Origin of the sequence: Streptomyces sp. SID1328 (assembly GCF_009865595.1) — a bacterium.
In the GTDB taxonomy this organism is placed as follows: Bacteria; Actinomycetota; Actinomycetes; order Streptomycetales; family Streptomycetaceae; genus Streptomyces; species Streptomyces griseoluteus.
Map to the genome: position 1 here is coordinate 1 of NZ_WWKH01000490.1, position 12,608 is coordinate 12,608.

General features: G+C 70.5%; 14 protein-coding genes. 10 read left to right on the top strand and 4 right to left on the bottom strand.

The window, feature by feature from the left end; genetic code table 11:
• From GT030_RS15210 to GT030_RS15225, 4 genes are all read left to right on the top strand, one after another.
• Positions 1 to 622 (top strand): histidine kinase (locus GT030_RS15210; RefSeq protein ID WP_237522447.1); only part of this gene is annotated, 622 nt, incomplete at its 5' end.
• A gap of 67 nt (positions 623 to 689) precedes the next feature.
• Positions 690 to 1,349, top strand: a complete 660-nt coding sequence (locus GT030_RS15215; RefSeq protein WP_346009648.1) for a response regulator transcription factor — start codon at positions 690 to 692, stop codon at positions 1,347 to 1,349.
• A gap of 152 nt (positions 1,350 to 1,501) precedes the next feature.
• Positions 1,502 to 3,430, top strand: a complete 1,929-nt coding sequence (locus GT030_RS15220; protein ID WP_161201575.1) for a 2-oxoacid:acceptor oxidoreductase subunit alpha — start codon at positions 1,502 to 1,504, stop codon at positions 3,428 to 3,430.
• Positions 3,423 to 4,481 carry a 2-oxoacid:ferredoxin oxidoreductase subunit beta gene (locus GT030_RS15225; protein WP_086695543.1) on the top strand — a complete coding sequence of 353 codons (1,059 nt, stop codon included), beginning with the start codon at positions 3,423 to 3,425 and terminating at the stop codon, positions 4,479 to 4,481. The genes GT030_RS15220 and GT030_RS15225 overlap by 8 nt, the downstream gene beginning before the upstream one ends.
• A 20-nt stretch (positions 4,482 to 4,501) precedes the next feature.
• On the opposite strand, the gene GT030_RS15230 is transcribed toward GT030_RS15225, so the two are convergent.
• A complete protein-coding gene (locus GT030_RS15230; RefSeq protein WP_161201576.1) occupies positions 4,502 to 4,900 on the bottom strand; it encodes a helix-turn-helix domain-containing protein in 399 nt (132 codons plus the stop codon).
• 94 nt (positions 4,901 to 4,994) lie between these two features.
• On the opposite strand from GT030_RS15230, the gene GT030_RS15235 reads away from it, so the two are divergent.
• The 3 genes from GT030_RS15235 to GT030_RS15245 all read left to right on the top strand — a co-directional run bounded on the left by GT030_RS15235 (position 4,995) and on the right by GT030_RS15245 (position 7,386).
• Positions 4,995 to 5,861, top strand: a complete 867-nt coding sequence (locus GT030_RS15235) for an NAD(P)H-binding protein (RefSeq protein ID WP_161201577.1) — start codon at positions 4,995 to 4,997, stop codon at positions 5,859 to 5,861.
• A 132-nt stretch (positions 5,862 to 5,993) separates the two neighbouring features.
• A complete protein-coding gene (gene rarD, locus GT030_RS15240) occupies positions 5,994 to 6,950 on the top strand; it encodes an EamA family transporter RarD (RefSeq protein ID WP_161201578.1) in 957 nt (318 codons plus the stop codon).
• A complete protein-coding gene (locus tag GT030_RS15245) occupies positions 6,943 to 7,386 on the top strand; it encodes a hypothetical protein (RefSeq protein WP_237522451.1) in 444 nt (147 codons plus the stop codon). Before rarD ends, GT030_RS15245 begins: the two co-directional genes overlap by 8 nt.
• A 52-nt stretch (positions 7,387 to 7,438) precedes the next feature.
• Here the strand turns inward: GT030_RS15245 and GT030_RS15250 are convergent, their stop codons facing one another.
• On the bottom strand, positions 7,439 to 9,163 hold the full coding sequence (locus tag GT030_RS15250; protein ID WP_161201580.1) for a hypothetical protein: 1,725 nt from the start codon (positions 9,161 to 9,163) through the stop codon (positions 7,439 to 7,441).
• A 187-nt stretch (positions 9,164 to 9,350) separates the two neighbouring features.
• Here GT030_RS15250 and GT030_RS15255 point away from each other — a divergent pair, with 187 nt between their 5' ends.
• Positions 9,351 to 9,824 carry a VOC family protein gene (locus tag GT030_RS15255; RefSeq protein WP_202460117.1) on the top strand — a complete coding sequence of 158 codons (474 nt, stop codon included), beginning with the start codon at positions 9,351 to 9,353 and terminating at the stop codon, positions 9,822 to 9,824.
• Between the two features lie 11 nt (positions 9,825 to 9,835).
• Positions 9,836 to 10,210 carry a hypothetical protein gene (locus tag GT030_RS15260; protein ID WP_161201581.1) on the top strand — a complete coding sequence of 125 codons (375 nt, stop codon included), beginning with the start codon at positions 9,836 to 9,838 and terminating at the stop codon, positions 10,208 to 10,210.
• Between the two features lie 7 nt (positions 10,211 to 10,217).
• On the opposite strand, the gene GT030_RS15265 is transcribed toward GT030_RS15260, so the two are convergent.
• On the bottom strand, positions 10,218 to 11,249 hold the full coding sequence (locus tag GT030_RS15265) for a hypothetical protein (RefSeq protein WP_202460118.1): 1,032 nt from the start codon (positions 11,247 to 11,249) through the stop codon (positions 10,218 to 10,220).
• A 185-nt stretch (positions 11,250 to 11,434) separates the two neighbouring features.
• Between GT030_RS15265 and GT030_RS15270 the strand changes: the two genes are divergently transcribed.
• Entirely contained in the window at positions 11,435 to 12,016 is a 582-nt protein-coding gene (locus GT030_RS15270) for an NAD(P)H-dependent oxidoreductase (RefSeq protein ID WP_161201582.1), read from the top strand.
• A 12-nt stretch (positions 12,017 to 12,028) separates the two neighbouring features.
• On the opposite strand, the gene GT030_RS15275 is transcribed toward GT030_RS15270, so the two are convergent.
• Positions 12,029 to 12,608 (bottom strand): ABC transporter permease subunit (locus tag GT030_RS15275; protein ID WP_161201583.1); only part of this gene is annotated, 580 nt, incomplete at its 5' end.

The window sequence follows — 12,608 nt, forward strand, 5'->3', positions numbered from 1 at the left end:
GGAGCTGGAGTCGGACCGGGGTGTGGTCGTGGACACCGCCGCCGCCGACCTGCGCCGTATCGAACGCGACCTGCACGACGGAGCCCAGGCACGCCTGGTCAACCTCGCCATGGGACTCGGACTCGCCAAGGAAAAACTCCACCACGACCCCGAAACAGCCGCCCGCATGGTCGAAGAAGCCCACGGCGAAGTCAAAACCGCCCTCAAAGAACTCCGCGACCTCGCCCGAGGCATCCACCCCGCCGTCCTCACCGACCGAGGACTCGACGCAGCCCTCTCCGCCATCGCCACCCGCTGCACCGTCCCCGTCACCCTCACCGTCGACCTCCCCACCCGGCCCGCACCCGCCATCGAAGGCATCACCTACTACACCGCCAGCGAACTCCTCCAGAACATCAGCAAACACAGCCACGCCCACCACGCCACCCTCGACCTCTGGCACACCCCCCACCACCTCATGCTCCAAATCCGCGACGACGGAATCGGCGGAGCCGACCCCGCCCACGGATCAGGACTCGCCGGACTCGCCGAACGCCTCGACGCGGTCGACGGAGTCCTCGCGGTGGACTCCCCACCCGGCGGACCCACCGTCATCACCGCCGAACTGCCCTGGCGCGCCTGACGGAGCTGGAATGCTGGGCCTCCTTGTCGACAGGCGTGTGGGGGCTCGGGGAATCGTGGAGAACAAGGTGCGTGTGGTCATCGCCGAGGATTCGGTACTGCTCAGAGAGGGGCTGACCCGGCTGCTGACCGACCTCGGCCACGACGTGGTGGCCGGGGTCGCGGACGCGGAGGCGCTGCTCGCCACCATCGCGGAGCTGGCCGGCCGGGACGAGCTGCCGGACGTGGTGGTGGCGGACGTCCGGATGCCGCCGACGCACACCGACGAAGGGGTGCGGGCCGCCGTGGAGCTGCGCGGCCGCCACCCGGACCTCGGGGTGCTGGTGCTGTCGCAGTACGTGGAGGAGCGCTACGCCACCGAACTGCTGGCCGGTTCCAGCCGGGGCGTCGGCTATCTGCTCAAGGACCGGGTCGCGGACGTGCGCGAGTTCGTCGCCGCCGTGGAGCGGGTCGCCCAGGGCGGTACGGCGCTGGACCCGGAGGTGGTGGCGCAGTTGCTGGGCCGCAGCCGCAAGCAGGACGTGCTGGCCGCGCTGACCCCGCGCGAGCGGGAGGTGCTGGGGCTGATGGCGGAGGGGCGGACCAACTCGGCCGTGGCCCGGCAGCTCGTGGTGAGCGACGGCGCGGTGGAGAAGCACGTCAGCAACATCTTCATGAAGCTGGGCCTCACCCCGAGCGACGGAGACCACCGGCGTGTTCTGGCCGTGCTGACCTACCTGAACTCCTGACGGCACCCAGACTGGGCGGCGTGGCGAGTCCACATAACGGGAGATACCCAAGCGATCCTCGGAAGCCGACCCTGAGCGACGTAGGGTTGACCCTGGGATTGGTCCGGGGGAAGACCGCCCCCGGACGGCCGCCTCGAAGGAGGTCCAGTTCAGTGACCAGTCAGGTCAGCAGCCCGGCAGAGCAGGCCGACGGGAACGCCGCCGGCAAGCAGCGCAGTCCGGGCGGAGCGAAGGACGTACGGCGCCTGAACCGGGTGATCATCCGGTTCGCGGGGGACTCCGGTGACGGTATGCAGCTCACCGGGGACCGGTTCACCTCGGAGACCGCGTCCTTCGGCAACGACCTCTCCACCCTTCCCAACTTCCCCGCCGAGATCCGCGCGCCCGCCGGCACCCTGCCCGGCGTCTCCTCGTTCCAGCTCCACTTCGCCGACCACGACATCCTCACTCCGGGCGACGCGCCGAACGTGCTGGTCGCCATGAACCCCGCCGCCCTGAAGGCCAACGTCGGCGACCTGCCGCGGGGCGCGGAGATCATCGTCAACACGGACGAGTTCACCAAGCGGGCGCTGGCGAAGGTGGGGTACGCCGACTCCCCGCTGGACGACGGCTCGCTCGATGGTTATCACCTGCACCCGGTGCCGCTGACCACGCTGACGGTGGAGGCGCTGAAGGAGTTCGACCTCTCCCGCAAGGAGGCCGAGCGCAGCAAGAACATGTTCGCGCTGGGGCTGCTGAGCTGGATGTACCACCGGCCCACCGAGGCCACCGAGAAGTTCCTGACCACCAAGTTCGCCAAGAAGCCGGACATCGCGGCGGCCAACGTGGCCGCGTTCCGGGCGGGCTGGAACTTCGGCGAGACGACCGAGGACTTCGCCGTCTCCTACGAGGTGGCGCCGGCCGCGCGGGCCTTCCCGCCCGGTGTCTACCGCAACATCTCCGGCAACCTGGCCCTGGCCTACGGGCTGATCGCCGCCTCCCGGCAGGCCGATCTCCCGCTGTTCCTGGGCTCGTACCCGATCACCCCGGCCTCCGACATCCTGCACGAGCTGTCGAAGCACAAGAACTTCGGCGTCCGGACCTTCCAGGCCGAGGACGAGATCGCGGGCATCGGCGCGGCGCTGGGCGCGGCGTTCGGCGGTTCGCTCGCGGTGACGACCACGTCCGGGCCGGGGGTGGCGCTCAAGAGCGAGACGATCGGGCTCGCGGTCTCGCTGGAGCTGCCGCTGCTGGTGATCGACATCCAGCGCGGCGGCCCGTCGACGGGTCTGCCGACCAAGACCGAGCAGGCCGACCTGCTCCAGGCGATGTACGGGCGCAACGGTGAGGCGCCGGTCCCGGTGGTGGCCCCGCGCACTCCGGCCGACTGCTTCGACGCGGCGCTGGAGGCGGCCCGGATCGCGGTGACCTACCGGACCCCGGTGTTCCTGCTCTCCGACGGCTACCTGGCCAACGGCTCCGAGCCGTGGCGCATCCCGGAGCTCGACGAACTCCCGGATCTCCAGGTGCAGTTCGCGCAGGGTCCGAACCACACGCTGGAGGACGGCACCGAGGTCTTCTGGCCGTACAAACGGGACCCGCGCACGCTGGCCCGCCCCTGGGCGGTGCCGGGCACGCCGGGGCTCGAGCACCGCATCGGCGGTATCGAGAAGCAGGACGGCACGGGCAACATCTCCTACGACCCCGCCAATCACGACCTGATGGTCCGCACCCGTCAGGCCAAGACCGACGGCATCGACGTCCCCGACATCGAGGTCGACGACCCGGACGGCGCCCGGACGCTGGTGCTCGGCTGGGGTTCGACGTACGGCCCGATCACGGCGGCGGTACGGCGGCTGCGCGCGGCCGGCGAGTCCATCGCGCAGGCGCACCTTCGCCACCTCAACCCCTTCCCGGCGAACCTCGGCGAGGTGCTGAAGGGTTACGACAAGGTGGTGGTCCCGGAGATGAACCTGGGGCAGCTCGCCACCCTGGTCCGGGCGAAGTACCTGGTCGACGCCCGCTCGTTCAACCAGGTCAACGGCATGCCGTTCAAGGCGGAACAGCTCGCCACCGCGCTCAAGGAGGCCATCGATGACTGACTCCGCACGCGAGCTGCTCCAGCTTGTCCCCAAGGCCGAGGGCAAGCAGTCGATGAAGGACTTCAAGTCCGACCAGGAGGTCCGCTGGTGCCCCGGCTGCGGTGACTACGCGATCCTCGCGGCCGTGCAGGGGTTCATGCCGGAGCTGGGGCTGGCCCGCGAGAACATCGTCTTCGTCTCGGGCATCGGCTGCTCGTCCCGTTTCCCGTACTACATGAACACCTACGGGATGCACTCCATCCACGGCCGCGCCCCGGCCATCGCCACCGGGCTCGCGTCCTCGCGGCGGGACCTGTCGGTGTGGGTGGTCACCGGTGACGGGGACGCGCTCTCCATCGGCGGCAACCATCTGATCCACGCGCTGCGCCGCAATGTGAACCTGAAGATCCTGCTGTTCAACAACCGGATCTACGGCCTCACCAAGGGCCAGTACTCCCCGACCTCCGAACTCGGCAAGATCACCAAGTCGACGCCGATGGGGTCGCTGGACGCGCCGTTCAACCCGGTGTCGCTGGCGCTGGGCGCGGAGGCGTCGTTCGTCGCCCGGACCATCGACTCCGACCGCAAGCATCTGACCGAGGTGCTGCGGGCGGCCGCCGACCACCCCGGCACCGCGCTGATCGAGATCTACCAGAACTGCAACATCTTCAACGACGGCGCCTTCGACGCCCTCAAGGACAAGCAGCGGGCCGAGGAGGCGCTGATCCGGCTGGAGCACGGGCAGCCGGTGCGGTTCGGCGCGGACGGCTCGCGGGGTGTCGTACGGGACCGGGCCGGGGAGCTGACGGTGGTCACCGTGACCCCGGACAACGAGGCGGACCTGCTGGTCCACGACGCGCACGCGGCCTCCCCCACCACGGCGTTCGCGCTGTCCCGGCTGGCCGACCCGGACACCCTGCACCACACCCCGATCGGGGTGTTCCGGGCGGTGGACCGGCCGGTCTACGACAGCCTGATGTCCGAGCAGCTGGACACCGCGATCGAGCAGCGGGGCAAGGGCGACCTGGCCACGCTGCTGGCGGGCGGGGACACCTGGACGGTCGTCGGCTGAGGTTTCCGTGTGGCGTTGTTCTACGAGGTCCGGGAGCGTGTCTCCCGGACCTCGTCGTATGCGCGGCGGGCCTTCTCCACCTGCTCCAGGCGGTTCTCGGTCCACATGGCCAGCGCCCTGACCTGCTCGGCGGCCTCGCGGCCCAGGTCGGTGAGGGAGTAGTCGACGCGGGGCGGGATGACGGGCTTGGCGTCCCGGTCGACCAGGCCGTCTCGCTCCAGGGTCTGGAGGGTCTGGGTGAGCATCTTCTCGCTGACCTCGCGCCCGCCCCAGCGCCCGACCGCCCGCCGCAGCTCCCCGAACCGGTAGGAGCGGTCCAGCAGCTCGATGAGGACGAGCGTGCCCCAGCGGCTCGTCACATGCTCCAGCACCAGCCGCTGCGGGCACAGGGCGTCACCGGCCCTGTTGCTTACCTTCATGGCAGTACCTTACTTGAAAGTGGGTACTGTCTTTTGGTTAGCGCCCTCCCTAGGGTTAGCGACATAACCCCGACGTTCCCTGAGGAGTAACGCCATGAGCATCGTCGTCACCGGAGCCACCGGACACCTCGGCCGCCACGTGATCGCCCAGTTGCTGGAGCGGGTCCCGGCCGAGGAGATCACCGCGGTCGTGCGGGACAAGGCCAAGGGCGCCGGGTTCGCCGAGCGCGGTGTGCGGCTGGCCGTCGCCGACTACAACGCCCCCGAGACCTTCGACGGCCTCTTCTCGGCCGGCGACAAGGTGCTGCTGATCTCGGGCAACGAGTTCGACAAGGGCCGGGTGGCCCAGCACCAGGTCGTCATCGACGCGGCGAAGGCGGCGGGGGTGGCGCTGCTCGCGTACACCAGCGCGCCGGGCACCCTGACCGCGACGCTGGCCGACGACCACCGGGCGACCGAGGAAGCGGTGCTCGCCTCCGGGCTGCCCTACTCGCTGCTGCGCAACGGCTGGTACCACGAGAACTACACCGAGAACCTGGCCCCCGTGCTGGCCCACGACGCGGTGGTCACGGCCGGGGGCGAGGGCCGCGTCTCCTCCGCCGCGCGTGCCGACTATGCCGCCGCGGCGGTCGCCGTGCTGACCGGCGAGGGCCACGAGAACACCACGTACGAGCTGGGCGGCGACGTGGCGTGGGGCTTCGAGGAGTACGCGGCCGAGCTGAGCGCGCGGACGGGGCGGACGATCAGCTACCAGGCCGTGTCCGGGGAGACCCTCAAGGGCATCCTGGCCGGCGCGGGGCTGCCGGACGCGCTCGCGGAGATGCTGGTCGGAGTGGACGCGTCGATCGCGCGGGACGAGCTGGTGGTACCGGGCGGGGAGCTGTCGCGGCTGATCGGGCGGCCGACGACGCCGCTGGCGGTGGCGGTGGAGGAGGGGCTGAAGGCGGCGGCGGCCAGCTGAGGGGTTCCGCCGGTCGGGTGACCCACCCCGCCTCCTTCCCCGTCATGACCGTATGGCGATACGGACATGACAGGCGGGGTGGGGCGGCGTTACCTTCGTTCTCGCGTGGCGGATTGCGAGAAGGAGGAGCCCGTGGCCGGGACGTCCAAGGGTGAACACCGAATAGGGCTGCTGAACGGCATCGCGGCGTACGGGATGTGGGGGCTGGTTCCCCTCTTCTGGCCGCTGCTGAAGCCGGCCGGGGCCATGGAGATCCTGGCCCACCGGATGGTGTGGTCCCTGGTCTTCGTCGCCGTGGCGCTGGTGTTCGTGCGGCGGTGGGCCTGGGCGGGCGAGCTGTTGCGCCAGCCGCGGCGGCTCGCGCTGATCGCGGTGGCCGCCGCCGTCATCACTGTGAACTGGGGCGTCTACATCTGGGCGGTGAACTCCGGTCACGTGGTGGAGGCGTCGCTCGGGTACTTCATCAATCCGCTGATGACGATCGGGCTGGGCGTGCTGCTGCTGAAGGAGCGGCTGCGGCCGGCACAGTGGGCGGCGGTGGGCGTCGGCTTCGCGGCCGTCGTCGTCCTGACCGTGGGCTACGGCCGGCCCCCCTGGATCTCCCTCTGCCTCGCGGTGAGCTTCGCGACGTACGGCCTGGTGAAGAAGAAGGTCGGCCTGGGCGGCGTGGAATCCCTGGCCGCCGAAACGGCCATCCAGTTCCTCCCCGCCCTCGCCTACCTGATCTGGCTCAGCACCCGGGGCGGCCTCACCTTCGCCACGGAGGGCCCCGCCCACGCCACCCTCCTCGCCTCCACCGGCATCGTCACGGCTCTCCCCCTGGTCTGCTTCGGCGCCGCCGCCATCCGGGTCCCCCTCTCCACCCTCGGCCTCCTCCAGTACCTGGCCCCGGTCTTCCAGTTCCTCCTCGGCATCCTCTACTTCCACGAGGCGATGCCCCCCGAGCGCTGGGCCGGCTTCGCCCTGGTCTGGCTGGCCCTGGTCCTCCTGACCTGGGACGCGATGCGCTCCGCGCGGCGCGCCCGGGTGGTGGCGATCTCCCGCCGGACCGATCCGGCTGCGGCTGCGGTGGATGCGGTTGATGTCTGAGGGCTTGGCCGGACGGGGGGAGTTCGATGCGGTGGTCATCCGGACCGACTACGCCCACCAGCGGGCGTGGCGGGCCTTGGTGGCGACGCTGGCCCAGCACGTCCACTTCGTCGACGACCCCTCTTGGTCCGGGGCGCCCGTCGACGACATCCTGACGGCGACCCGCGACGCCGACGACCTGAGCGTCGTCTTCCTCGCGGACACCACAACCATGCGCTCCGCTCCCCCCACCCTCCTCGCGATCACCACCCTGACCCGCGAGGACTGCGAGGACGACGAGGACTACGCCCGTCTGACCGAGTCCGGCCGAACCTTCCGCACCACCCCGGCCGGCGTCCCTGGCATCCACGCCAACCTGAGCCTGGGCAACTTGGGCTTCGAGGAGTACGCGGCCTGGGCAGGGGAGAACCCTGACGGGGTGTACCGGTCAGCTTGAGGTCGGGCCGCGGCCGGTCTGCCGGGCTCGGCGGGGCACGCGGGAAGGCAGCTCAGGTGGCGGCCTCGGCTCCAGTGGATTCTGCGGAGTTTGGGCCGCCACTCTCCCCCTCGTTGCGCGCCTCGACGGGGGCGTGGCGACGCCGTTGCAGCTCAGCGCGTTCGATGTCCGGGATCGTCATCGACTCGGCGAGCACAGCAGCGAGCGCGTCCACTTGAGCGTTGTCGATGTCAGCCGGGAAGAGCCACCGGATGCTCTCCTCGCGCGTGATGAGGTCGATCGCCAGGCGCGCGCTTCTGTCCTGCGTGGTTGCCGCTCGGACGTATCGCACTCGGTCGATCGGGATGTCCTGACGGATCTCGCCCTGCTCGAGAAAGGTGCCAGCCTTCGCCAGGATGATGCGACGGTCGGTGACGACGACCAACGTCCTTGCAGCGGCCTTGTCCATCGCTGCCGCCAGTTTCTCCTTCGCCCCGCCGAGGATCGCGGAAATGGGGCCGAGGGCATCGAACTGGTCAGGGAAACCGAGGACACGAAGGGTTTCGTCGTCCTCGAGGAACCATCGCAGAATGCGAAGGTACGGCCCCAGGTCCAGTGATTCGGGCGCGCACACGACATCCGGGGCCTCGAGTGGAGGGGCCGGTGGATGGAGAGCGTCGGCCAGCGGTGTGATCGCCTCAAGCAGACGGGCGGAGGTCTGGCGCGCTGCCTTCGAGTCCTTCCGCCTTCCGGTCAGTGACTGTGAGAGGGAGTCGCGCCCTGGAAGCTCGGCAATGATCCGCAGCTCGCGCGTCAGCGAGTCGAGGAGATTCGCCGCCTCGGCAAGAGCGGAGTCGAGTTCCGTACGGGTGTCGCGCGCGATGACGTCGACGAGTCGTGCCTCCCCGAGGTCATGGCGCCCAGCGGCTCTCGCCCTGGCGGCGCGGAGCGCCTGGTACCCGGTCCAAGCCTTGATGGAGGACAGCAGGGCATTGGCATCGAAGACGATCGCCTCAGCATTCGCCTGGAGATACTCACGGCGGCGGCGTACATCGGCCACGTCGATCTGCCCGATGTGGCCACGGACGTTCTGCCGGTACAGGTCGAGCTGCTTGCGCAGCGGTGCCTCACTCCCCGCCACGCTTTCCCACAAGGACTGGGGGACCGATTCGACCTCTCGTGCCTGGCCGACCGCGCGCTCGACGGCGACGACGAGCCCTGTCAGTTCGGACCACTGTTCGCTGCGGATGGCCAGGAGGACCTGGCGCGTCAGCGCGATGTTGGTCCTGACGAGGCCGGTGATCTCACTCAGTTGCATCTGAAGGGCAACCATGGCCAACGCCGGCCCGGCCGCCGCCGCTAGCTGCGCCGTGGTCGCCGCGGTGACGGGGATGAAGCGAGCCTGGGCGACGATGCGGACCTGGCTGCCGCTGGCGGCCATCACTGCTCCGAGGTTCGCGCCATCCTTGACGGCAAGCGTCCCACCGGCTTTCAGCAGAGCCTGGGTCGCGTCGCTGATCCTGTACAGCCCCTGCATGCCGGCGAACGCGTTGCCGACGTTGCCAGCCACGGTCGCGGCATTCCCGATCGAGGCCAGAGCCACGGAGAGCTGTTCACGGTCGGCGGCCGGCACGAGCCCGAAGTCGACCAGGTCGAGCGCGAGTTCTGCCGGGACCTCACCGCAGACGACGGCGACTCCTGGAAGCACTTCCGCCAGCAGGACAGGTGAACCGGAGTCACTGCCCTGGCCGTCCTCCTCAGGCTCGGGGCTCCCCACAGAGTCCGACGGGTCCTGCATGCGATCTCCTCCCCCACGAGAACGCGCAACGGCTTGATGCCGTCAGCGTTCCCTGCGAACTTTACGGTTCGATCTCCGGGAGTGACGCGGGGTTGTGGAGTACGTAGGCGCGGTAGAACGCGAGGCCGTGCGCCCCAAAGCGGCGTAACGAGCCCTGTGGACAGGTGGGTGGCGATATAAGGGCTGCATGGTGACTTCTTCTTCGCGGGCTGAGCCGCTGCACTGGAAGGTTGTGGTCGACGCGGTCGATCCGCATGGGCAGGCGGACTTCTGGGGGGCCGCGTTGCACTATGAGCCGGAGGACAACAGTGCGCTGATCGAGCGGTTGTTGGCGGTCGGGGCCTTGGGCGGGGAGGCGACCGTGGAGTATCACGGGCGGCCCGCGTTCCGGGATCTGGTGGCTGTGCGGCATCCCGACGACCCGTACGACTCCGAGACGGGGACCGGGCTGGGGCGGCGGGTGCTTTTTCAGCGGGTGCCGGAGGCCAAGAGCGGCAAGAACCGGCTGCATATCGATCTGCACGCCGGACCGGAGCGGAGGGCCGGGGAGGTGGCTCGGCTCACCGCGCTGGGGGCCACCGTGCTGCGTGAGGTGACTGAGCCCGCGGGCGCGTGGACCGTACTGGCAGACCCCGAGGGGAACGAGTTCTGCGTTCAGTAGTAGACAGGGGCATGACGAAAAGACAGTTCCTGGGACCCATCGTCGCCGTCGCCCTGCTGGCCTCGGTCACGGCGTGTGCGGGGGCGGGGGCGGGGCACCCTGCCCCCGCCGCCACGGCCACCGCTTCCGCGTCCGCGTCCGCGAGTCCGCGTCCCCAGCCCGTCACCGCCGTCATGATGGACCTCATCGGCGGCAACGCCGGCCGCGCGGCCGAGCAGATGGGCCCCGACACCGAGGTGGCCTTCAAGGACATGAGCGGGAAGGGGCGTTCGGTGGACGAGCCGGCCGGGTGGAAGATCTGCGAGACCCGGCCGGGACCGAACCAGCAGATCACCGGTTACCCGGTCGTGCTCGGGGTGGTACGGGTCGGGGAGAGCTGCGAGTGAGCCGGCCTCACGCCTGGGCCGCCGCCGCGCGTGCCGTCAGGCGGGTCATCCGGGCGTGGGCCGACTCCAGGGGGCGGGGGTCGGCCGCGGCCGGGCCCGGCTCGGCGGCCAACGTGGTCCATACGTCGATGAGTTCGCGGCCCATCCGGAGGGCCTGCTCCGCGTCGCCCACCACGCGCCACGCGGTCGCCGCGCTGCGTACGTTGCTGTAGGCCGCCGTCGGGTCGCCCGACTCGGCGCGCTTGCGGGCCAGGTCCAGCGAGAGGTCGAAGGCGCGGGCCGGGTTGCCGGTCAAGTACGCGATGTACGCGCACAGTTCGCGCAAGTGCAGCACCTCGGGGTGCCGGGGCCCCAGCGCGCCGGACGCCTTCGCCACGGCCCGGCTCGCCAACTCGGCCGCCCGCTCGACCTCTCCGTCCCTTACGGCATCCCCGACGCGTCCCAGTGCCGCCGTCCACACCTGCGCCCCGTCCGCCGTCTCCCCCACCGGCACCTCCGCGAGCATCTCCTCCGCGATGGCATCGAACCGGCTCGGCGGAATGGGCTCGGGCTCGGCCTCGGGGGCGGGCTTGGGACCGAGGACGAGTCCGGGAGCCGGCTCGGGGGCGGGCTTGAGCCCCGAACCAGGCTTGAGCTTCCTGAAGTTGACGGTGCCGGAAGCAGCCCGGGGCTTCCGCTCCGGTATGGGCTCCGCCGCCGCACCCCCCATCACCGGCGGCGGCCCGAACACCCCCCGAGGCGGCTGCACCGTCCCCGGCGCCGCGGGCAGCCTCGTCGGCTCGCCCGTCATCCGTGTCGCCCCGTCCGGCGAGATCTCCAGCGGGACCAGGCACCCCGCCGCGTCGTCGTGGATGGTGGCCCGTATCGGGGTGCCGTGGGAGGTGGCCAGATCGCGGAGGTGGTTGAGGACCGCGTCGTGGATGTCCTCGTCCGGGGCCCGGAGGACGGGGGCACCGGCGACCGACGCCGTGCCGGCGGCCGAGACGCGGACCTGGACCGGCCGGTCCGCGCGCCGCTTCTCGAAGCTGAGTCGAGACATCCCAGTTCCCTCATTCCCCCCGGCGCCGCGCCCGGTCGTACGCCTCCTGCGTCCAGTCTCGCCGCCCGCGTCACCCCCGCGCGTCACCGCGACGTCACAGCCTCGCACCAGCCGCCCTTGCGGAACAGTACTTGCATGTGCATAAGATGCATGCGGATTCAACTTCTCTCGCTCCAGGGGTCCCCATGAGCCGTAGATTCCTCTTCGTCCTGGGCAGCGCCCGCACTCAAGGGAACACCGAGTTCCTGGCCCGTACCGCCGCCGAGCAGTTGCCGGAGGGGGTGGAGCAGGAGTGGATCAGGCTGGCCGGGCTGCCGCTGCCCGAGGCGGAGGACCTCCGGCACGACAGCGACCACGTACGCCCCGCCCCCGACACCCCCGCCGGGATGCTGCTGGACGCCACCCTGGCCGCGACGGACGTGGTGATCGCCTCGCCGCTGTACTGGTACTCCCTCTCCAGCCTCACCAAGCGCTACCTGGACCACTGGTCGGGCTGGCTCCGCATCCCCGAAGCCGGCTTCAAGGAGGCGATGGCCGGCCGGACCCTGTGGGGCGTGACGGCGCTCGCCGACCGGGACCCCTCGGTCGCGGACCCCCTGATCGGCAGCCTGAACAACTCCGCCGCGTACCTGAGGATGCGCTTCGGCGGGGTGCTGCTCGGCAACGGCAGTGGGCCGGGAGACGTACGCGAGGACACCGGGGCACTGGCCCGCGCGAAGACCTTCTTCGCGGGCGAGACCCCACCGGCCCGCTTTCCGGGCCGCTAAGGTCTCTTCCCCCTAGGCCGTGATGTCCTTCGCCGTGAACCGCGCCCACGCGGCCGTGCCGAACACCGCCGCGTAGACCCCCTGGAGGACCAGGTTGCGGCGGAGGTCGTCCCAGAGGACCGGGTCGCGCAGGAGGTCCGCGAAGGACAGCCAGTAGTGCGAGAACAGGTACGGCTGGATCGCGTGGAGCTGCGGGATCTGGTCGAGGATCTGGACGGTGATCAGCAGCCCCACCGTGGTCGCCATCGCCGCGATCCCGCTGTTGGTCAGCGTCGACACGAACAGCCCGAGCGCCGCCACCCCGATCAGTGAGGCCGCCACGGCGAGGGCGATCAGCAGCGCCCGGAGCAACCCGTCGCCGAAGCCGATCCGCGTACCGGAGATCGTCGTGACCTCCCCCAGCGGGAACAGCAGCGCGCCCACGGCCAGCGCGGAGACCGCGACCACCAGCGTGGCCAGCAGACAGAAGGCCAGGACGGTCGCGTACTTGGTCAGCAGCAGCCGGGTGCGGCCCGCCGGGGCGACCAGCAGATAGCGCAGCGTGCCCGCGCCCGCCTCCCCCGCCACCGCGTCCCCGGCGATCACCCCGACC

Coding starts and splice junctions, on each gene's coding strand:
- GT030_RS15270 (WP_161201582.1), top strand. CDS start 11,435: ATGAGCCGTAGATTCCTCTTCGTCCTGGGCAGCGCCCGCACTCAAGGG.
- GT030_RS15250 (WP_161201580.1), bottom strand. CDS start 9,163: ATGCAGGACCCGTCGGACTCTGTGGGGAGCCCCGAGCCTGAGGAGGAC.
- GT030_RS15225 (WP_086695543.1), top strand. CDS start 3,423: ATGACTGACTCCGCACGCGAGCTGCTCCAGCTTGTCCCCAAGGCCGAG.
- GT030_RS15235 (WP_161201577.1), top strand. CDS start 4,995: ATGAGCATCGTCGTCACCGGAGCCACCGGACACCTCGGCCGCCACGTG.
- GT030_RS15245 (WP_237522451.1), top strand. CDS start 6,943: ATGTCTGAGGGCTTGGCCGGACGGGGGGAGTTCGATGCGGTGGTCATC.
- GT030_RS15255 (WP_202460117.1), top strand. CDS start 9,351: ATGGTGACTTCTTCTTCGCGGGCTGAGCCGCTGCACTGGAAGGTTGTG.
- GT030_RS15230 (WP_161201576.1), bottom strand. CDS start 4,900: ATGAAGGTAAGCAACAGGGCCGGTGACGCCCTGTGCCCGCAGCGGCTG.
- GT030_RS15265 (WP_202460118.1), bottom strand. CDS start 11,249: ATGTCTCGACTCAGCTTCGAGAAGCGGCGCGCGGACCGGCCGGTCCAG.
- GT030_RS15260 (WP_161201581.1), top strand. CDS start 9,836: ATGACGAAAAGACAGTTCCTGGGACCCATCGTCGCCGTCGCCCTGCTG.